The 19,166-nt window shown below is 69.5% G+C and carries 18 protein-coding genes; 13 read left to right on the top strand and 5 right to left on the bottom strand.

What is annotated here, in order from left to right; all coding sequences use genetic code 11:
• Positions 1–135: 135 nt before the first annotated feature.
• Positions 136–1,332, top strand: a complete 1,197-nt coding sequence (locus GJG85_RS13940) for a phosphoglycerate kinase (RefSeq protein WP_050014551.1) — start codon at positions 136–138, stop codon at positions 1,330–1,332.
• Positions 1,333–1,489: 157 nt separating this feature from the next.
• Here the strand turns inward: GJG85_RS13940 and GJG85_RS35225 are convergent, their stop codons facing one another.
• Positions 1,490–1,618, bottom strand: coding sequence for a hypothetical protein (locus GJG85_RS35225; RefSeq protein ID WP_256975618.1), 129 nt, complete (start codon positions 1,616–1,618; stop codon positions 1,490–1,492).
• Here GJG85_RS35225 and pyk point away from each other — a divergent pair.
• The 6 genes from pyk to GJG85_RS13910 all read left to right on the top strand — a co-directional run bounded on the left by pyk (position 1,617) and on the right by GJG85_RS13910 (position 8,426).
• Entirely contained in the window at positions 1,617–3,053 is a 1,437-nt protein-coding gene (pyk, locus tag GJG85_RS13935) for a pyruvate kinase (protein WP_050014704.1), read from the top strand. The two genes, GJG85_RS35225 and pyk, sit on opposite strands and share 2 nt — an antisense overlap.
• 318 nt (positions 3,054–3,371) lie before the next feature.
• The gene (gene fba, locus GJG85_RS13930; protein WP_050014549.1) at positions 3,372–4,436 is read left to right on the top strand and encodes a class II fructose-bisphosphate aldolase; all 1,065 of its coding nucleotides are present in this window, start codon (positions 3,372–3,374) and stop codon (positions 4,434–4,436) included.
• 233 nt (positions 4,437–4,669) lie between these two features.
• Complete coding sequence (locus GJG85_RS13925; RefSeq protein ID WP_027785305.1) at positions 4,670–5,560, top strand: phosphoribosylaminoimidazolesuccinocarboxamide synthase; 891 nt, start codon at positions 4,670–4,672, stop codon at positions 5,558–5,560.
• Between the two features lie 17 nt (positions 5,561–5,577).
• Positions 5,578–6,099, top strand: a complete 522-nt coding sequence (purE, locus tag GJG85_RS13920) for a 5-(carboxyamino)imidazole ribonucleotide mutase (protein ID WP_050014544.1) — start codon at positions 5,578–5,580, stop codon at positions 6,097–6,099.
• Between the two features lie 90 nt (positions 6,100–6,189).
• Positions 6,190–7,386 (top strand): 5-(carboxyamino)imidazole ribonucleotide synthase, encoded by a 1,197-nt coding sequence (locus GJG85_RS13915; protein ID WP_050014543.1) that lies wholly within the window; start codon positions 6,190–6,192, stop codon positions 7,384–7,386.
• An 11-nt stretch (positions 7,387–7,397) separates the two neighbouring features.
• A complete protein-coding gene (locus tag GJG85_RS13910; RefSeq protein ID WP_050014541.1) occupies positions 7,398–8,426 on the top strand; it encodes an L-threonylcarbamoyladenylate synthase in 1,029 nt (342 codons plus the stop codon).
• Between the two features lie 89 nt (positions 8,427–8,515).
• On the opposite strand, the gene GJG85_RS13905 is transcribed toward GJG85_RS13910, so the two are convergent.
• The 3 genes from GJG85_RS13905 to dacB all read right to left on the bottom strand — a co-directional run bounded on the left by GJG85_RS13905 (position 8,516) and on the right by dacB (position 12,532).
• On the bottom strand, positions 8,516–9,655 hold the full coding sequence (locus tag GJG85_RS13905; RefSeq protein WP_050014540.1) for an SGNH/GDSL hydrolase family protein: 1,140 nt from the start codon (positions 9,653–9,655) through the stop codon (positions 8,516–8,518).
• Between the two features lie 96 nt (positions 9,656–9,751).
• Positions 9,752–10,666, bottom strand: coding sequence for a sterol desaturase family protein (locus GJG85_RS13900; RefSeq protein WP_050014538.1), 915 nt, complete (start codon positions 10,664–10,666; stop codon positions 9,752–9,754).
• A gap of 333 nt (positions 10,667–10,999) precedes the next feature.
• Entirely contained in the window at positions 11,000–12,532 is a 1,533-nt protein-coding gene (gene dacB / locus GJG85_RS13895) for a D-alanyl-D-alanine carboxypeptidase/D-alanyl-D-alanine-endopeptidase (RefSeq protein ID WP_050014537.1), read from the bottom strand.
• A gap of 185 nt (positions 12,533–12,717) precedes the next feature.
• On the opposite strand from dacB, the gene GJG85_RS13890 reads away from it, so the two are divergent.
• The 6 genes from GJG85_RS13890 (at position 12,718) to GJG85_RS13865 (ending at position 18,092) form a co-directional block, all read left to right on the top strand.
• Positions 12,718–13,380, top strand: a complete 663-nt coding sequence (locus GJG85_RS13890) for a response regulator (RefSeq protein WP_050014536.1) — start codon at positions 12,718–12,720, stop codon at positions 13,378–13,380.
• Positions 13,381–13,383: 3 nt separating this feature from the next.
• Complete coding sequence (locus tag GJG85_RS13885) at positions 13,384–14,730, top strand: ATP-binding protein (protein WP_050014534.1); 1,347 nt, start codon at positions 13,384–13,386, stop codon at positions 14,728–14,730.
• A gap of 114 nt (positions 14,731–14,844) precedes the next feature.
• Entirely contained in the window at positions 14,845–16,326 is a 1,482-nt protein-coding gene (locus tag GJG85_RS13880; RefSeq protein WP_089488779.1) for a DegQ family serine endoprotease, read from the top strand.
• Positions 16,327–16,430: 104 nt separating this feature from the next.
• Positions 16,431–16,868, top strand: a complete 438-nt coding sequence (locus GJG85_RS13875; RefSeq protein ID WP_089488778.1) for a carboxypeptidase-like regulatory domain-containing protein — start codon at positions 16,431–16,433, stop codon at positions 16,866–16,868.
• Between the two features lie 128 nt (positions 16,869–16,996).
• Positions 16,997–17,356: a DUF427 domain-containing protein gene (locus tag GJG85_RS13870; protein WP_050014528.1), complete on the top strand. Its 360-nt coding sequence runs from the start codon at positions 16,997–16,999 to the stop codon at positions 17,354–17,356.
• Between the two features lie 28 nt (positions 17,357–17,384).
• Complete coding sequence (locus GJG85_RS13865) at positions 17,385–18,092, top strand: SRPBCC domain-containing protein (protein ID WP_050014527.1); 708 nt, start codon at positions 17,385–17,387, stop codon at positions 18,090–18,092.
• A gap of 51 nt (positions 18,093–18,143) precedes the next feature.
• Here GJG85_RS13865 and GJG85_RS13860 read toward each other — a convergent pair whose 3' ends face one another.
• Positions 18,144–19,148: a helix-turn-helix domain-containing protein gene (locus GJG85_RS13860; protein WP_050014525.1), complete on the bottom strand. Its 1,005-nt coding sequence runs from the start codon at positions 19,146–19,148 to the stop codon at positions 18,144–18,146.
• Positions 19,149–19,166: the final 18 nt, after the last annotated feature.

Below are 19,166 nucleotides of genomic sequence, written 5' to 3'. Positions count from 1 at the left end.
TGCCCGTTCGAGATTTTTTACCCGTGCGCGTCTTGCGAACCGCCAGCCACGGCCGCATCCGGCGCCCTTTCGCGGCAGCCCGCGCACGTCCAGCGTGAACCCCCTTTCCCCATCCACCACTTCAATCTGTTCAACATGAGCCAAGTCAAGCGTCTTACCGACCTGATCGCCGCCGGCCAGCTCGCCGGCAAGCGGGTGTTCATCCGCGCCGACCTGAACGTCCCGCAGGACGACCAGGGCAACATCACCGAGGACACGCGCGTGCGTGCGTCCGTGCCGGCCATCCAGGCCGCGCTCGACGCCGGCGCGGCGGTGATGGTCACGTCGCACCTCGGCCGTCCGACCGAAGGCGAATTCAAGCCGGAAGACTCGCTCGCGCCGGTCGCGAAGCGTCTCGCCGACCTGCTCGGCCGCGACGTGCCGCTCGTCGCGAACTGGGTCGAGAACGGCGTGAACGTCGCGCCGGGCCAGGTCGTGCTGCTCGAGAACTGCCGCGTGAACAAGGGCGAGAAGAAAAATTCGGACGAGCTCGCGCAGAAGATGGCGAAGCTCTGCGACGTGTACGTGAACGACGCGTTCGGCACCGCGCACCGTGCGGAGGCGACCACCCACGGGATCGCGAAGTACGCGCCCGTGGCATGCGCGGGCCCGCTGCTTGCTGCGGAACTCGACGCGCTCGGCAAGGCGCTCGGCAACCCGGCGCGCCCGCTGGTCGCGATCGTCGCCGGTTCGAAGGTGTCGACCAAGCTGACCATCCTGAAGTCGCTGGCCGGCAAGGTCGACCAGCTGATCGTCGGCGGCGGCATCGCGAACACGTTCATGCTCGCGGCCGGCCTGTCGATCGGCAAGTCGCTCGCGGAAGCCGATCTCGTCGCCGAGGCGAAGGCGATCATCGACGAAGCGCGCGAGCGCGGCGCATCGGTGCCGATCCCGACCGACGTCGTCACCGCGAAGGAATTCTCGCCGACGGCCGCGGCCACGGTGAAGCAGGTCGCCGACATCGAAGCGGACGACATGATCCTCGACATCGGCCCCGATACGGCCAAGGCGCTCGCGAGCCAGCTCGAGAAGGCCGGCACGATCGTGTGGAACGGCCCGGTCGGCGTGTTCGAGTTCGACCAGTTCGGCAACGGCACCAAGACGCTCGCCGAAGCGATCGCCAAATCGTCCGCGTTCTCGATCGCGGGCGGCGGCGACACGCTCGCGGCCATCGCGAAGTACGGCATCCACGACCAGGTCAGCTACATCTCGACGGGCGGCGGCGCCTTCCTCGAGTTCCTCGAGGGGAAGAAGCTGCCGGCGGTGGAAGTGCTCGAAACGCGGGCGGCCTGAGCGTGGCGGCGCGCGCAGGGGTGACGAAGGCCGCGCGCTCCGCGAAAGCGGAGCAGCCGGCCGGCGCGGGCAAGCGCACACGCGCGCCCGCGCGGGCGAACACCGCCCCGCGCGCACCGGCGGCCGCCGGCGACGCGGCCGTGCAGCACCACGAGATTCAGAACAAAGCGATGCCGGGCGCCAGCACCGGCACGCCCCCCGGAACGGCGGCCGCTGGGCCTGCCGGTTCCGGCTCTCGCAGCGTTTCACCCAGCGCATCCACCTTGATCCAGATGAGGAGTTTCATGCAGCGCGCCACCAAGATAGTCGCCACGATCGGCCCGGCATCCAGTTCGCCGGAGATTCTGCTGCAGATGATGCAGGCGGGCCTCGACGTCGTGCGGCTCAATTTTTCGCACGGCACGGCCGACGATCACCGCCAGCGCGCCGAAATGGTGCGCGAGGCCGCCCGCAAGGTTGGCCGCGAGATCGCGATCATGGCCGACCTCCAGGGCCCGAAGATCCGCGTCGGCAAGTTCGAGAACGGCAAGACCACGCTCGTGCCGGGGCAGCCGTTCATCCTCGATGCGGGCTGCGAACTCGGCAACGACGAGCGCGTCGGCCTCGACTACAAGGAGCTGCCGCGCGATCTGAAGCCGGGCGACCTGCTGCTGCTGAACGACGGCCTGATCGTGCTGACCGTCGAGCGCGTGCTCGGCGACGAGATCCACACGATCGTCAAGGTGGGCGGCGAGCTGTCGAACAACAAGGGGATCAACCGCCAGGGCGGCGGCCTGTCGGCGCCGGCGCTGACCGCGAAGGACATGGAGGACATCCGCACCGCGATGTCGCTCGGCGCGGACCTCGTCGCGGTGTCGTTCCCGAAGAACGCGACCGACATGGAAATGGCGCGCCAGCTCGCGAACATCGCGGGCGCGCCGTACGGCATCAAGCCGAAGATGATCGCGAAGATCGAACGCGCGGAGGCGATTCCGGCGCTGCAGAGCATCCTCGACGCGTCCGACGGCATCATGGTCGCGCGCGGCGACCTCGCGGTCGAAGTGGGCAACGCGGCCGTGCCGGCGCTGCAGAAGCGGATGATCCGGATGGCGCGCGAGTCGAACAAGCTCGTGATCACCGCGACGCAGATGATGGAATCGATGATCTACGCGCCGGTGCCGACCCGCGCGGAAGTGTCGGACGTCGCGAACGCGGTGCTCGACGGCACCGACGCGGTGATGCTGTCGGCCGAGACGGCTGCCGGCAAGTATCCGGTCGTCACGATCGAGACGATGGCGGCCGTGTGCGTCGAGGCGGAAAAGTCGGAAGAAGTCGAGCTGGACAAGGACTTCCTCGACCGCACGTTCACGCGGATCGACCAGTCGATCGCGATGGGCGCGCTGTTCACCGCGTACCACCTGGGCGCGAAGGCGATCATCGCGCTGACCGAATCGGGCGCGACCGCGCTGTGGATGTCGCGTCACTACACGCACGTGCCGATCTTCGCGCTGACGCCGCGCGTCGGCAGCGAGCGCACGATGGCGCTGTACCGCAACGTGACGCCGCTGCACGTCGACTTCAACAGCGACCGCGATTCGGCGCTGCAGGCCGCGCTCGAGATCGTCGTCAAGCAGGGCTACGTGCAGCACGGCGACATGGTCGTGCTGACCGTCGGCGAGCCGATGGGGCAGGCGGGCGGCACCAACACGCTGAAGATCGTGCGGGTCGGCGAGCACTATTGAGCGCCGGCTGAACCGCATCGCGCCGGCCGGCAGACCGGCGGCCCGGATCGGCTGCAATTGATCCGGCACCGTTTTTTTGCGCGCAGGCCGCGCGGGGTCCGAAGCCCCGCGCGGCTTTTTTTCTCCTTTTTGGCCCGATTGTGCCGTGCGAACGTAACAAATTGCGAGCGGGCGCCACCGGGCGGTCGGAATCGGAGGCGCTTCGCGATAAAATGCGGCTATTCGACGCTCAGCCGCGCCGCGCCGTCCCGGTTCAGAGGGGAGTGAGCGCCGCGCCGGCGTCAGGGCGCACCGGTTTTCATTCCAAGGAGTTCCACAATGCCTCTCGTATCAATGCGTCAATTGCTGGACCACGCGGCAGAGCACGGTTACGGCCTGCCGGCCTTCAACGTGAACAACCTGGAGCAGGTCCAGGCGATCATGGCGGCGGCGGATCAGGTCGGCGCGCCCGTGATCATGCAGGCATCGGCCGGCGCGCGTAAGTACGCGGGCGAGCCGTTCCTGCGCCACCTGATCGAAGCAGCGGTCGAATCGTATCCGCACATCCCGGTCGTGATGCACCAGGATCACGGCCAGTCGCCGGCGGTCTGCACGGCCGCGATCCGCAGCGGCTTCACGAGCGTGATGATGGACGGTTCGCTCGAAGCCGACGGCAAGACGGTCGCGTCGTACGAGTACAACGTCGACGTGTCGCGCAAGGTCGTCGAGATGGCGCACTCGATCGGCGTGACGGTCGAAGCCGAACTCGGCGTGCTCGGCTCGCTCGAGACGATGAAGGGCGACAAGGAAGACGGCCACGGCGCGGAAGGCACGATGACCCGCGAGCAGTTGCTGACCGATCCGGAGCAGGCCGCCGACTTCGTGAAGCTCACGCAGTGCGACGCGCTCGCGATCGCGATCGGCACGTCGCACGGCGCGTACAAGTTCTCGAAGAAGCCGACGGGCGACATCCTGTCGATCCAGCGCATCAAGGAAATCCACGCACGCATTCCGAACACGCACCTGGTGATGCACGGTTCGTCGTCGGTGCCGCAGGAACTGCTGGCCGAGATCCGCGAATTCGGCGGCGACATGAAGGAAACCTACGGCGTGCCGGTCGAGGAAATCCAGGAAGGCATCAAGCACGGCGTGCGCAAGATCAACATCGACACCGACCTGCGTCTCGCGATCACCGGCGCGATCCGCCGCTACCTGTTCGAGAACCCGGGCAAGTTCGATCCGCGCGACTACCTGAAGCCCGCGCGCGAAGCCGCGAAGCAGGTGTGCGTCGACCGTTACCTCGCGTTCGGCTGCGAAGGCCAGGCCGGCAAGATCAAGCCGGTGTCGCTCGACAAGATCGCCGAGCAGTACAAGTCGGGCGCGCTCGCACAGGTCGTGCGCTGAGACTGTAGTACGATTGCCCCGCCCGGTTCTGCCGCCGGGCATGGGCTGGCTGCCCGTTCGGCCGGATTTGATCCGGCCCCGGCAGCCGTTCCGTCCGGCCGAACAAGGGCCGGCCGGCAGCCGCCCGGGCGCTGCGCCCGCCGGTTCGCCGACGTATTGCAAGACCGCCGTTCCCGCCTGCCGCGGGGAACGGCGTTTCCCTTTTTGTTTGGCTCCTTATCTGCGAAAAGACGATGTCTACCCTTTACGAATCCACGCTCCGCTCGCTGCCGCTTCTCGGTCGCGGCAAGGTTCGCGATAACTACGCGGTCGGCAACGACAAGCTCCTGATCGTCACGACCGATCGCCTGTCGGCCTTCGACGTGGTGATGGGCGAGCCGATTCCGAACAAGGGCCGCGTGCTGAACCAGATGGCGAACTTCTGGTTCGACAAGCTCGCGCACATCGTGCCGAACCACCTGACGGGCGACGCGCCGGAAGCGGTCGTCGCGGCCGACGAGGTCGAGCAGGTGAAGGGCCGCGGCGTGGTCGTCAAGCGCCTCGAGCCGATCATGATCGAAGCGGTCGTGCGCGGCTACCTGGCCGGCAGCGGCTGGAAGGAATACCAGGCGTCGGGCGCCGTGTGCGGCGTGCAGCTGCCGGAAGGCCTGCAGAACGCGCAGAAGCTGCCCGAGCCGATCTTCACGCCGGCCGCGAAGGCCGAGATGGGCGAGCACGACGAGAACATCACGTTCGAGGAAACCGAGCGCCGCATCGGCACCGAGCTGGCCGCGACGATCCGCGACATCTCGATCCGCCTGTACAAGGAAGCGGCCGACTACGCGGCGACGCGCGGCATCATCATCGCCGACACGAAGTTCGAATTCGGCCTCGACAACCACGGCAAGCTGTATCTGATGGACGAAGTGCTGACCGCCGATTCGTCGCGCTTCTGGCCGGCCGACCAGTACGAAGTCGGCACGAACCCGCCGTCGTTCGACAAGCAGTTCGTGCGCGACTGGCTCGAGGCGCAGCCGTGGGGCAAGACGGCGCCGGCGCCGGCGCTGCCGGCCGACGTCGTCGAGAAGACGGCCGCGAAGTACCAGGAAGCGCTCGAGCGCATCACGGGCCAGTCGCTCGCCTGATCGAGGAAGATAAGAGAATGAGTGAAGTCCAGACCGCCCACACGCACAGCGCGCCGCTGATCGGCGTGCTGATGGGTTCGAGTTCCGACTGGGACGTGATGAAGCACGCGGTCGCCATCCTGCAGGAATTCGGCGTGCCGTACGAAGCGAAGGTCGTGTCCGCGCACCGGATGCCCGACGAGATGTTCGACTATGCGGAGAAGGCGCGCGAGCGCGGGCTCCGCGCGATCATCGCGGGCGCCGGCGGCGCCGCACACCTGCCCGGCATGCTCGCCGCGAAAACCACGGTGCCCGTGCTCGGCGTGCCGGTCGCGAGCAAATACCTGAAGGGCGTCGATTCGCTGCACTCGATCGTGCAGATGCCGAAGGGCGTGCCGGTCGCGACGTTCGCGATCGGCGAGGCCGGCGCCGCGAATGCCGCGCTGTTCGCGGTGTCGATCCTGTCCGGGAACTCGGTCGACTACGCGAACCGGCTCGCCGCGTTCCGCGTGCGCCAGAACGAAGCCGCGCACGCGATGGTGCTGCCGCCGCTGGAATGACGGCATGGCGCGCGGCCGCACGATGCGGCCGGCGCCGGATTTTCCTACTGCGGCGGGCCTTTCCGCGTTCCGCCGCGACCGACCACTGACATGACCGCAACTCCTGATTCCGTTTCCCCGATCCTGCCCGGCGCGTGGCTGGGCATGGTCGGCGGCGGCCAGCTCGGCCGCATGTTCTGCTTTGCCGCCCAGTCGATGGGCTATCGCGTCGCCGTGCTCGATCCCGATCCGACGAGCCCCGCCGGCGCGGTCGCCGATCGCCACCTGCGCGCGGCGTACGACGACGAAGCCGCGCTCGCCGAACTGGCGGACCTGTGCGACGCCGTATCGACGGAGTTCGAGAACGTGCCGGCCGCGAGCCTCGATTTCCTCGCGCGCACGACGTTCGTCGCACCGGCCGGCCGCTGCGTCGCGGTCGCGCAGGACCGGATCGCGGAGAAGCGATTCATCGAGGCGTCGGGCGTGCCGGTCGCGCCGCACGTCGTGATCGAATCGGCGGCGGCGCTCGTCGCGCTCGACGATGCGGCGCTCGACGCGGTGCTGCCGGGCATCCTGAAGACGGCCCGCCTCGGCTACGACGGCAAGGGCCAGGTGCGTGTCGCCACCGCGCAGGAAGCGCGCAACGCGCATGCCGCGCTCGGCGGCGTGCCGTGCGTGCTGGAGAAGCGCCTGCCGCTGAAATACGAAGTGTCGGCGCTGATCGCGCGCGGCGCCGACGGCCGCTCGGCCGCGTTCCCGCTCGCGCAGAACGTGCATCACAACGGCATTCTCGCGCTGACGGTCGTGCCGGCGCCGGCGGCCGACGCCGCGCGCGTCGAAGAGGCGCAGCAGGCGGCCGTGCGGATCGCCGATACGCTCGGCTACGTCGGCGTGCTGTGCGTCGAATTCTTCGTGCTGGAGGACGGCTCGTTCGTCGCGAACGAAATGGCGCCGCGCCCGCACAACTCCGGCCACTACACGGTCGATGCGTGCGCAACGAGCCAGTTCGAGCAGCAGGTGCGCGCGATGACGCGCATGCCGCTCGGCAATCCGCGCCAGCATTCGCCAGCCGCGATGCTGAACATCCTCGGCGACGTGTGGTTTCCCAATGGTGCGGCGGCCGACGCCGTCACGCCGCCGTGGGACACGGTCGCCGCGATGCCGGCCGCGCACCTGCATCTGTACGGCAAGGAAGAAGCGCGCGTCGGCCGCAAGATGGGCCACGTGAACTTCACGGCCGAGACGCGCGACGAAGCCGTCGCCGCCGCCACCGCGTGCGCGCACCTGCTGCGCGTGCCGCTCGACTGAGGCGCGGGCCGATGTCCATCGATCTCCCGAAGCACGTGACGCCCGCGCAGATCGACGCGGCCGCGGCGCTGCTCGACGCGGGCCAGCTCGTCGCGTTTCCGACCGAGACCGTCTACGGGCTCGGCGGCGACGCGGCGAACCCCGAGGCCGTCGCGCGCATCTATGCGGCGAAGGGGCGGCCCGCGAACCATCCGGTGATCGTGCATCTGCCGCCCGGCGGCGACCCGGGCTATTGGGCCGACGACCTGCCGGCCGACGCGCACGCGTTGATCGATGCATTCTGGCCGGGCCCGCTCACGCTGATCCTGAAGCGCCATGCGCGCATTCCCGATGCCGTGAGCGGCGGGCAGGATTCGGTCGGGCTGCGCTGTCCGTCGCATCCGGTCGCGCAGGCGCTGCTGGCCGCGTTCAGCGCGCGGCGCGGCGGCCATGGCGGCGTGGCCGCGCCGTCCGCGAACCGGTTCGGCCACGTGAGTCCGACGACCGCGCAGCACGTGCGCGACGAGTTCGGCGATACCGTGCACGTGCTCGACGGCGGCGCGTCCGAAGTCGGCATCGAGTCGACGATTCTCGACCTGTCGCGCGGCTTCCCGGCGCTGCTGCGCCCGGGCCACGTGACGCCGCAACAGATCGCCGACGTGCTCGGCCGCGCACCGAGGCTGCCGGACGGCAGCGATGCGACGGCGCCGCGCGCGTCGGGCACGCTGAAAGCGCATTACGCGCCGCGCACGCCGCTCGCGCTGCTGCCGTTCGACGCGCTCGAGCCGCTGCTCGCGGCCGCGCAAACCGACGGCGAGCGCGTCGCGCTCGTCGCGCGCGCATCGCGGGCAGCGCACTGGGCGCAGGCCGACGGCGTGCATTTCATCGCGGCGCCGGAAGATCCGCAGGCCTATGCGCGCGACCTGTACGGGATGCTGAGGGCGCTCGACCGCGCGCAGGTCGCGCGCATCCTCGTCGAGAAGCTGCCCGAGACCGTCGAATGGATCGCGGTCAACGATCGTCTCGGCCGCGCGGCGGCCGCGTTCGAAGCGCGCGACTGACGCAGCCTTCGCCTTCCGCTCGAGAATGAAAAAACGCCTGACCGGCGCGAACCGGTCAGGCGTTTTCGCTTGGGCGCGTGGCCGGCGGCTTACTTGCCGACGCCGGATTTCGCGATCTGCTGTTCGACGTACTGCGCGAACAGCGCATGCAGGCGCGTGGTCGGGTGGACCGTGTCGGCGAACATGTAGGTCTGGTCCGCGTTCGCGACCGTGTAGGTCTGCGGCGAGCAGAACAGCGACGAGCCGAACGCGGTCGCGTTCGCGACGCCGTACTGCGTCGCGGCCTGGACCATCGCCTTCAGGTTGCAGGCCGTATCGGTGTTCTTCACGCTGAAGCCGTTCGCCTGGTAGTTGGCCGCGATGCCGTCCTGCCACGTGAACGAATCGACCACCGCGACCTTCGTGGTGTCGACCTTCAGCGCGGCCAGCGTGCCGGCCAGCGTCTGGTTGAAGAGGCCCGACAGTTGCGTGAACGCGGCCTGCGTGCCGCCCTGCAGCGCGAGCGGCGTGCCGCCGATGTCCGGCACGTTCGCGACGAACACGTGCGTGGCGCCTGCCGCGACGATCTGCTGGACGATTCCGCCGAGCTGCTGCGCGGCCAGGCCGATCGCCTGCGCCGCCGCGAGCTGCGCGGCCGGCGTATTGCCTTGCGCCTGCGCGACCTGGGCCTGGTAGAAGATGTCGTTCGCGCCGCCGTTGATCAGCACGATCTGGCCGGCGTTGAAGCTGCCGTGCTGCGTCAGGTACTGCTTGACCTGATCGGCGATCGGCGTGGTGGTCGCCTGCGCGTAGTCGGGGTTCGGCACGCTCGCGTCCGCATGGCCGATGCCCGGCTGCAGCGTCACGCGCGAGCCGCCCTGCGCGTAGCCGAGGCCGCCGGTGGCCTGCAGCGGGATGCCGAAGCCGCCCTGGTTGGCGGGCTGCAGCGTGTCGCCGTAGTACTGCGCGACGTTCTGCGTCCACACCTGGCCCGGGTTGGTCGTGAAGCGGCCGCCGCCGAAGCCGAGCTTGATTTGCGAGTAGGTGCCGACGTCGGACAGGCTGTCGCCGAACGACACGATTTGCATCTTCACGCCCGACGGCGGCGTGGTCGACGCGCTGCTGCCGTTGTTGTCGTCGCCGCCGCCGCATGCGGCGAGCAGCGCGAGCGCGGCGCCGGCGATCGCGACCTGCGCGGTGCGCAGCATGCGCCCACGCGTGCGGGAAAGTGCGTGTTGTTGTGTCTGCATCGTTCTATCTCCTCGTAGATATGGCCCTGATGTGTTTCTCATCTGCCGCGTGCCTGCTCGGTTCCGGGCTGCGCGGCGGCCGTTGGCTGAAACGGTTTATCGGTCGTGCGCAGCCGCCGGCGGCACGGTGCGCGGATCCTGGTTCGCGGCCTCGGCAATCTGCGCATGATAAGCGCTCGCCCATTCGGGCGGGCCGAAAATCGCGCGCAGCTTGTTGCGCCATCCGCCGACGCGCCACGCGTCGGACGCCATCGCCACCCACTCGTGGAACGTCGCGACGAGCGGGTTGTTCGAGCCGAGCCGCTCGACGATTCCGTACTGCGGCGGATCGTCGGGCGTTTCGTCGACATAGCTGCCGAACAGGCGATCCCAGATCACCAGGACGCCTGCGTAATTGCGGTCGATGTAGCGCGCGTTGCGCGCATGGTGCGCGCGGTGGATCGACGGCGTGTTCAGCACGTATTCGAGCCAGCCGAGCTTGCCGATCGCCTGCGTGTGCACGAAGAACTGGAACGCGAGGTTGATCAGCACGATGCCGACGACCTGTTGCGGCGGAAAGCCGGCGAACGCGAGCGGCAGCCAGAACAGCCACATGCCCGAGACCGGGTACATCAGGCTCTGGCGGAACGCGGTCGAGAAATTCATCCGCTCGGACGAGTGGTGCACGACGTGCGCGGCCCACAGCCAGCGCACGCGATGACTCGCGCGATGGAACACGTAGTAGAGGAAGTCCTGCGCGACGAACAGCACCGCGAACGACAGCCAGCCGTCGTGCCACGTGTAAAGACGATAGTGCCGGTAGCAGTACGCATAGACGGGAATCACGAACAGCCATGCGAGCTTGTCGGCGCCCTGGTGCATCAGCGCGAGCGCCGCGTTGCACAGCGTGTCGCGCCACGCATAGATGCGGTCGTGCGCACGGGTGCGGGCGAGGTGCCAGGCCTCCCACGCGATGCAGAGCAGGAAGACGGGCGCCAGCGCGAGCAGAAGCAATTCGACGTCGAATCGCATGGGCGAGTGTCTCCTTCGTTCCCCTGCAAGCCATGAGGCCGGGCGTGTGGCCCGTTGTAGATATCGGTCAGGCCAACAGCCTACGCAATCGCCACGCGCTAGGCGAGGGGGCAGCGTAGAGGGTTCCCTCTGAGGACAGGGTTTCTACGGAATCCGTACTGCACGGGGCCGGGCGGTGCGGCCCCGTTTTGCGGGCATGGCGTGCGCACAGCGCGTTGCACGAGGGTGGCGGCGGCGTTTCAAACCGCGCAGCGCGAAATTTCGCGGGCGACGCGGAGCAGCGGGAGCGCGGGCCGCGTTGTCACGACGGCCCGATGCGCGGTGCGCGGAGCGTCAGTGCGCGCCCGCGTAGATCCACTCGAGCAGCGTGTCGTGCGCGGCGCGTGCGCCTTCCGCGCGATCGTCGTTGATGAAGCTGACGACGACGTAGCTCTGGCCGTCCGCGCCGGCGACGTAGCCGGCGATCGCGCGCACGTCGCGCAGCGTGCCGGTCTTGATGTGCGCGTTGCCGAGCACGCCGGCGTTGGTGAGGCGGTTCTTCATCGTGCCGTCGATGCCGGCGATCGGCAGCGAATCGACGAACGCCTGCGCGACGGGGCTCGCGTTCGCGGCCTGCAGCAGCGCGGCGAGCGACAGCGCGCTCACGTGCTCTTCGCGCGACAGCCCCGAGCCGTTCTCGAGCACGAGATCGGGCATCGCGATGCCGTTCTTCTGCAGGAACGCCTGGATCGCGCGGCTCGACTGCTCGGGCGTCGCGGGCGGCTTGCCGCTGACCGCGCCGATCGTCAGGAACAGGTTGCGCGCCATCACGTTGTTGCTGAACTTGTTGATGTCGTAGACGATGCTGCCGAGCACCGGGCTGTGATGCACGGCGAGCGGCCGCGCGGTGGTCGGCACCTTGCCTTCGCTCACGGGCCCCGCGATCGTGCCGCCGTCCTGCTGCCACAGCGCGAGGAAGCCGCGTGCGAAGAACGTCGTGTGATCGAGGATCGCGAGGTTGGTCGTGTGCGCGCCGCAGCGCAGCGGGTAGTCGCCGGCGAACGACGCGGTCATGATCCCGCCGCCGGCGGTCAGCGTCGGGCGCGCGGCCGCGGCGGCCGCGCTGCACGAGCCCGAGCCTTCGACGAGCTGGTTGTCGATCGACAGGTCCGCGAGCGGCGGCAGCACGTCGACGGCGACCTTGCCGTCGTCGCCCGGCGTGACTGTGAACGACACGGCCTTGAATGCGTACAGCAGCGGATCGGGGCCGACGTTGTACGGCGCGCTTGCATCGTCGTCGAATGACGGCAGGTCGCGCGTCGACGCCGCGAAATAGCTCTTGTCGAGCACGAGGCCGCCGGCCACGCGCTTGACGCCGGCCTTGCGCAGCTTGTCGACGAGGTCGATCAACTCTTCGGGCACGAGCTTCGGATCGCCGGTGCCCTTGATGTACAGGTTGCCCTGCAGCGTGCCGTCGGGGTCGATCGTGCCGTCCGTGTACGCGGTCGTGCGCCAGCGGTAGTCGGGGCCGAGGATCGACAGGCCCGAGAAGGTCGTCACGAGCTTCATCGTCGAGGCCGGCAGCATTGGCCGGCTCGCATTCCACGCGATCAGCGGTTGCGGATCGCCGACGCGCTCGACCACGACGCTCATCGCCGATGCCGGCACCTTCGCGCGCTGCAGCGCGACGAGCACCGATGCCGGCAGGCCGGCCGCGCGCGCGGCCGGCGACACGACGGCGCTCTTGCGCGCTTCCTTGTGGGATTTCTTGCGGGCCTGCGCGGGCGGCGCGAACGCGAGCGCGGTGCAGGTGGCGACGACGGCGGCCGCCCGCAGGCAGACGCGGGCGCGAGGGGCGAACCGGGCGGAAAGATCGGAAATCGGCATGGGCGAATACGGGAAAAGCGGGGGCTCGGGCAGGGCGCGCGGGGCGCCGAAGCGCACATTGTAGAGACAAGTCGCGGCACGCCCCTTGCAATCCGCCTTACTGTTGCATTGCAGGGTGCCGCGCACGCGATTCGCGGCGCTACAATGGTCGCCGTGTTTGACTCGCCCCATGGATGCGTGGCCCGATGCGGATTCTGCTTGTCGAAGATGATCGAATGATTGCCGAAGGCGTGCGCAAGGCGCTGCGCTCGGACGGCTTTGCGGTCGACTGGGTGCAGGACGGCGACGCCGCGCTGACGGCGCTCGGCGGCGAGACGTACGATCTGCTGCTGCTCGATCTCGGGCTGCCGAAGCGCGACGGCATCGACGTGCTGCGCACGCTGCGCGGGCGCGGGCTGGCGCTGCCGGTGCTGATCGTCACCGCGCGCGACGCGGTCGCCGATCGCGTGAAGGGGCTCGACGCGGGCGCCGACGACTACCTCGTCAAGCCGTTCGATCTCGACGAGCTCGGCGCGCGGATGCGCGCGCTGATCCGCCGCCAGGCCGGGCGCAGCGAGTCGCTGATCCGCCACGGTGCGCTGACGCTCGATCCGGCCGCGCACCAGGTGACGCTCGACGGCGCGCCCGTCGCGCTGTCCGCGCGCGAGTTCGCGCTGCTCGAGGCGCTGCTCGCGCGGCCGGGCGCGGTGCTGTCGAAGAGTCAGCTCGAGGAGAAGATGTACGGCTGGGGCGAGGAGATCGGCAGCAACACGGTCGAGGTCTACATCCACGCGCTGCGCAAGAAGCTCGGCTCGGACCTGATCCGCAACGTGCGCGGGCTCGGCTACATGGTCGTCAAGGAAAGCTGACGCGTGCGGTCGATTCGTCATCAATTGCTGATCTGGCTGCTCGCGATCGTGGTCGCGGGCGTGGGCATGGCGGGCTGGCTCATCTACCGGCAGGCGCTCGCCGAGGCGAACGAACTGTTCGACTACCAGCTGCAGGAAATCGCCGCGGCGCTGCCGTCCGAGCCGTTTTCGCAGGTGTTCGGCTCGCGCACCAACGGCGACGAAGGCATCGTGATCCAGATCTGGAACCGCAACGGCGTGCTGATGTACTTCTCGCATCCGCGCGCGCCGATCGCGCCGCGCGCGGAGCTCGGCTTCTCGACCGAGCGCACCGATCGCGGCGAATGGCGCGTGTACGGCGCGATCGTCGGCGACAACGTCGTGCAGCTCGCGCAGCCGCTGTCGGTGCGCAACCGGCTCGCGGCGAACGTCGCGCTGCGCACGCTGTGGCCGCTGATCGTGCTGCTGCCGTTCCTCGGCGCGGCCGTGTGGGGGATCGTCGGGCGCGGGCTCGCGCCGCTCGGCCGCGTGACGCGCGCGGTCGAGGCGCGCCGGCCGGAAGCGCTCGATCCGCTGCCCGACGGCCGGCTGCCGCTCGAGGTGCAGCCGCTCGTGCGGGCGCTGAACGGGCTGCTCGCGCGATTGTCGTCGGCGCTCGACACGCAGAAGGCGTTCGTCGCCGACGCCGCGCACGAATTGCGCACGCCGCTCGCGGCCGTGCAGATCCAGGCGCAGCTCGTCGCGCGCGCGAAGGACGATGCATCGCGCCGCGAGGCGATCGCGGATCTCCAGGACGGCGTGTCGCGCGCGACGCGCCTCACCGAGCAACTGCTCGCGCTCGCCCGCGCCGAGCCGGACGGTGCGACGATGCGCGAACCGGTCGACCTGCAGGCGCTGCTCGCCGAATGCGTGGCCGCGCATGCGCCGCTCGCGCAGCGGCACGACATCGATCTCGGCTTCGAGGAAACGCGCGCGGCGAGCGTCGTCGCGGACGTCGGCGCGCTGCGCGTGATGTTCGGCAACCTGCTCGACAACGCGGTGAAGTACACGCCGGACGGCGGCCGCATCGACGTGTCGCTGACGCGCGACGCGGCCGGCCGCGCGTGCGTGCAGATCGCCGACAGCGGGCCGGGCATTCCGGCCGACGAGCGCGAGCGCGTGTTCGACCGCTTCTATCGCGACAGCACGGCGCGCGCGCGCACCGACGTGTCGGGCAGCGGGCTCGGGCTCGCGATCGTCAAGCGCGTGGCCGCGCAGCAGGGCGCGACGGTGTCGCTCGGCGATGCGGCCGCGGGCGGCCTGCTCGTCAGCGTCGTGTTCCGCGATGCCGAGATGCCGGCCCAGGCGCCGCAGCCTTCCGAATCCGCCTGAAGGGACGCGGGGCCGGCCCGGCGCCGGAGGTCGCTTAAGCCCCGCTTAAGGCTGATTAAGCCTCCTTTAAGTCAGGGTCGTTACGCTGCGTCCTAACAACGAGGAGGTCCTACGATGAACACCCGATTCCTTGCACGCGGCACCGTCGCGGTCGCCGTGGCGGCCGCCCTGTCGGCAGGCTATTTCGCCGGTACCCGCCGCGCCGATCCGCAGATCATCACGCCCGCGCAGGCCGCCATGATGCCGGCCGAAGCCGCCGCCAAGACCGGCATCCCCGATTTCTCCGGGCTCGTCGAGACCTACGGCCCGGCGGTCGTGAACATCAGCGCGAAGCATGTCGTGAAGCAGGTGTCGCGGCGCGCGCCGCAGCCGCAACTGCCGATCGATCCGAGCGACCCGTTCTACCAGTTCTTCAAGCACTTCTACGGCCAGGTGCCGGGCATGGGCGGCGACGCGCAGCCGGACGACCAGCCGAGCGCGAGCCTCGGGTCGGGCTTCATCGTCAGCGCCGACGGGTACATCCTCACCAATGCGCACGTGATCGACGGCGCGAACGTCGTCACGGTCAAGCTGACCGACAAGCGCGAATACAAGGCGAAGGTCGTCGGCTCCGACAAGCAGTCCGACGTCGCCGTGCTGAAGATCGACGCGAGCGGCCTGCCGACCGTGAAGATCGGCGATCCGGCGCAGAGCAAGGTCGGCCAGTGGGTCGTCGCGATCGGCTCGCCGTACGGCTTCGACAACACGGTCACGTCGGGCATCATCAGCGCGAAGTCGCGCGCGCTGCCGGACGAGAACTACACGCCGTTCATCCAGACCGACGTGCCGGTGAACCCGGGCAACTCGGGCGGCCCGCTGTTCAACCTGCAAGGCGAGGTGATCGGCATCAACTCGATGATCTACTCGCAGACGGGCGGCTTCCAGGGCCTGTCGTTCGCGATCCCGATCAACGAGGCGATCAAGGTGAAGGACGAGCTCGTGAAGACGGGCCACGTGAGCCGCGGCCGTCTCGGCGTGGCCGTGCAGGGGCTGAACCAGACGCTCGCGAGCTCGTTCGGGCTGCCGAAGCCGGACGGTGCGCTCGTCAGCTCGGTCGACGCCAACGGTCCGGCCGCGAAGGCCGGCCTGCAGCCGGGCGACGTGATCCTGTCGGTCAACGGCTCGCCGGTCGCCGATTCGACGTCGCTGCCCGCGCAGATCGCGAACCTGAAGCCGGGTTCGAAGGCCGAGTTGCAGATCTGGCGCGACAAGTCGAAGAAGTCGATCAGCGTGACGCTCGGCGCGATGGCCGATGCGAAGCTCGCGTCGAACGACGGCGGGCCGGTCGAGCAGGGTCGTCTGGGTGTCGCGGTGCGGCCGCTGTCGCCGCAGGAGCGCAACGCCGACAACCTGTCGCACGGGCTGATCGTGCAGCAGGCCGGCGGGCCGGCCGCCAACGCGGGCATCCAGCCCGGCGACGTGATCCTCGCGGTGAACGGCCGCCCGGTCACGAGCCCCGAGCAGTTGCGCGACGCGGTGAAGGGCGCGGGCAACAGTCTTGCTCTGTTGATCCAGCGCGACAATGCACAGATCTTCGTGCCGGTCGACCTGAGCTGACCGGCCACGGCCGACGGCCGGCCCGGCCGGCCGCGGCGGGCGCCGCCGCCGCTCGATCGCGTGACGCTGCGCCCCGTATGTGTTCCGACCCCAAGGAGAGAGCCATGCAACATCTACGCAACGTGTCCCGATTTGCCGTCGCCGCGGCGCTGACCGCCGGCCTCGCGGCCGGTGCGACCGGCGCGTACGCGCAGTCGGACGGTCTGCCCGCCGCGAGCCAGCAAGGCGATATCAGCTATGTGTCGGGCGGTATCGGCAAGGACCAGTCGACGGCATTCCAGAGTAACGAGGCGTCATGGCCGCTGGCGCTGCGCTTCACCGGCAAGGGCGGCGAGTTCCTGGCCGACGTCCATGTCCGGATCGTCGACGGCAAGGGCACCGAGGTGCTGGCGACCGACGCGCGCGGGCCGTACATGCTGGTGAAGCTGCCGCCGGGGCGCTATACGGTGCATGCGTCGTACCAGGGCAGCGACGAATCGCGCGCCGTCACGGTCGGCGCGAAGGGCGGCGCGAAAGCCGCGTTCCAGTGGAGTGCGCAGTAGCCGCCCGCGCGCGGCCCGGGCCCGGGACGCGCAATCGGACGAAGTTTCGCCCATAATGAAAGCCACGGCATGCGTGCCGTGGCTTTTTCGTTTCCTGCCCGGCCTGGCGGCCGCCCGAAGGAGAAACGATGTCCGATGCAGCCGACCCCCGACTCGAAATCGTGCCGAACCGTCATCGCGTGCGCGTGATCCATCGCGGCATCACCTATGCCGATTCGCACGGCGCGCTGACCGTGCGTGAAGCGGGGCTCCCGGACATCCACTACCTGCCGCGCAGCGACGTCAACATGCGCCGGCTCGTGAAATCGGGCGTCACGACCGCCTGCCCGTTCAGGGGGCAGGCCGTGCATTTCGACTTGCAGACGGAAGACGGCGTGATCGAGAACGCCGCATGGAGTTACGAAGAACCGAAGGAGGCGGCCGCCGTGCTCGCGCACTACGTCGCCTTCGATGTCGCACGGGTCGACAGTCTCGTCGAGACGTCCTGATGCGGCGCGCGTTCATCGGGGAGGCGTCATGGAATTGAACGACACGTTACGCGTACCGCTCGCGCCGCCTGTCGTGCGGGAAGCGCTGGAGGATCTCGCGCTGCTGCGTGCGAGCTTCGATCATTGCGAATCGTTCGTGAAACTCGCGCACGGCGAGTTCGCGCTGACGATCACGGTGCCGCTGGGCCCGCTGCGCGCCCGCTACGACGTGCGCGCGCATGCGGCCGCCGAACAGGGCGACGCGGAAGGGCAGCCGCGCCGCGTGCTCAACTTCAAGGCGCGGGCCGACGGCCTCGGCGCGCTGCGCGGCCAGGTCGAGCTCGTGCTGATGCCGGATGACGATGCGACCGCCACGCGCATCGAGTACGTGGTCTGGGCGACGGCGAGCGGGCCGCTCGCGGAGTTGCCGGGGCGGCAGATCGACAATGCGCTGCGCGAATGGACCGACGCGTTCTTCCGCGAGTTCTGCGCGGTCGTGCAGGCGAAGCACGGCCTCGCGCCGAATCGCGCGAGCGCCGCCGCGCAGCGACGCCAGCATGTCTTTCTGCGGCCGGCATCGCTGATGGCCGCGACGAAGCGTTCGCTGCCGCCGCATCTCGGCGGTACGCTGAGCGGGCGGGCGGCGAGCGCGCTCCGGCATCGCGATTCCGGCACGGTGCCCGTGTGGGCCTGGGCGGCGATGATCGTGTTCGTCGCGCTGCTGCTTTACGCGGCACGCTGGTTCAACGGCGGCTGAGCGGTCGCCCGGTTCCGCGTCACGGCCTGCGTCGCGCCCGCACGGCGCGTATCACCGTCCCGCGTCGTTACCGGCGCCGGCGCCGCGAAATTCCCTTCGATATGCAGACGGCGACGTGCCGAGCGCGCCCGCGAAATGCTGGCGCAGCGACACGCTCGAGCCGTAGCCGGCCGCCTGCGCGATCGCGTCGATCGATTGTCCGGTGGTTTCGAGCAGATGCTGCGCGCGCGCGAGCCGCTCGGCCTGCAGCCACGCGGTGACGGTCGTGCCCGTCGCCTGGCGGAAGTGACGCGTGAACGTGCGCCGACTCATCAGCACGCGTTCGGCGAGCGAATCGACGCTATGCGCGGCGTCGAGATGGGCGCGTACCCAATCGAGCAGGCCCGCGAGCCGCGCATCGCGCGGGTGCGCGGCGACCGGTTGCGGCACGTACTGGGCCTGGCCGCCCTGGCGGTGCGGCGGGATCACGAGGCGGCGCGCGATCCGGTTCGCGGCGTCCGAGCCGAAGCGTCGCCGCACGACGTGCAGGCAGCAGTCGAGGCCTGCCGCCGTGCCGGCCGACGTCATCAGGTTGCCGTCGCCTACGTACAGCACGTCGGGATCGAGTCGCACGCGCGGAAAGCGCTGCGCGAAATCGTCGGCCCACGCCCAGTGCGTGGTGGCCGGGCGGCCGTCGAGCAGCCCCGCCGCGGCGAGCACGTACGCGCCGAGGCACAGGCCGACGAGCTCGGCGCCGCGCGCGGCGACCGCGCGCACCGCATCGAGCAGCGCGTCGGGCGGCGTTTCGTCCGGGTCGCGCCACGAGGGCACGATGACGATGTCCGCATCGTCGAGCGCGTCGAGCCCGTACGGCGCGGTGATCGTGAAGCCGCCCGTGGTCGCGAGCGGGCCGCGCTCGGCCGAGCAGACGCGGAATTCGAACACGGGCGACACGGCCGCGTCGCGTTCCTTGCCGAACACGACCGATGGCACCGACAGATGGAACGGGCTGATGCCGTCGTACGCGATCACGGCGACGACGGTCGGAGCGGACGGGGACGAGGCGACGGCGGGCATGGCGGACTCCGGAACGGC

Origin of the sequence: Burkholderia sp. MS389 (assembly GCF_016899425.1) — a bacterium.
Taxonomy (GTDB): Bacteria; Pseudomonadota; Gammaproteobacteria; order Burkholderiales; family Burkholderiaceae; genus Burkholderia; species Burkholderia sola.
The sequence above is the reverse complement of the archived record's forward strand: the minus strand, read 5'-3'. Positions and strand labels throughout refer to the sequence as shown.

Coding starts and splice junctions, on each gene's coding strand:
- GJG85_RS13940 (WP_050014551.1), top strand. CDS start 136: ATGAGCCAAGTCAAGCGTCTTACCGACCTGATCGCCGCCGGCCAGCTC.
- pyk (WP_050014704.1), top strand. CDS start 1,617: ATGCAGCGCGCCACCAAGATAGTCGCCACGATCGGCCCGGCATCCAGT.
- GJG85_RS35225 (WP_256975618.1), bottom strand. CDS start 1,618: ATGAAACTCCTCATCTGGATCAAGGTGGATGCGCTGGGTGAAACGCTG.
- fba (WP_050014549.1), top strand. CDS start 3,372: ATGCCTCTCGTATCAATGCGTCAATTGCTGGACCACGCGGCAGAGCAC.
- GJG85_RS13925 (WP_027785305.1), top strand. CDS start 4,670: ATGTCTACCCTTTACGAATCCACGCTCCGCTCGCTGCCGCTTCTCGGT.
- purE (WP_050014544.1), top strand. CDS start 5,578: ATGAGTGAAGTCCAGACCGCCCACACGCACAGCGCGCCGCTGATCGGC.
- GJG85_RS13915 (WP_050014543.1), top strand. CDS start 6,190: ATGACCGCAACTCCTGATTCCGTTTCCCCGATCCTGCCCGGCGCGTGG.
- GJG85_RS13910 (WP_050014541.1), top strand. CDS start 7,398: ATGTCCATCGATCTCCCGAAGCACGTGACGCCCGCGCAGATCGACGCG.
- GJG85_RS13905 (WP_050014540.1), bottom strand. CDS start 9,655: ATGCAGACACAACAACACGCACTTTCCCGCACGCGTGGGCGCATGCTG.
- GJG85_RS13900 (WP_050014538.1), bottom strand. CDS start 10,666: ATGCGATTCGACGTCGAATTGCTTCTGCTCGCGCTGGCGCCCGTCTTC.
- dacB (WP_050014537.1), bottom strand. CDS start 12,532: ATGCCGATTTCCGATCTTTCCGCCCGGTTCGCCCCTCGCGCCCGCGTC.
- GJG85_RS13890 (WP_050014536.1), top strand. CDS start 12,718: ATGCGGATTCTGCTTGTCGAAGATGATCGAATGATTGCCGAAGGCGTG.
- GJG85_RS13880 (WP_089488779.1), top strand. CDS start 14,845: ATGAACACCCGATTCCTTGCACGCGGCACCGTCGCGGTCGCCGTGGCG.
- GJG85_RS13875 (WP_089488778.1), top strand. CDS start 16,431: ATGCAACATCTACGCAACGTGTCCCGATTTGCCGTCGCCGCGGCGCTG.
- GJG85_RS13870 (WP_050014528.1), top strand. CDS start 16,997: ATGTCCGATGCAGCCGACCCCCGACTCGAAATCGTGCCGAACCGTCAT.
- GJG85_RS13865 (WP_050014527.1), top strand. CDS start 17,385: ATGGAATTGAACGACACGTTACGCGTACCGCTCGCGCCGCCTGTCGTG.
- GJG85_RS13860 (WP_050014525.1), bottom strand. CDS start 19,148: ATGCCCGCCGTCGCCTCGTCCCCGTCCGCTCCGACCGTCGTCGCCGTG.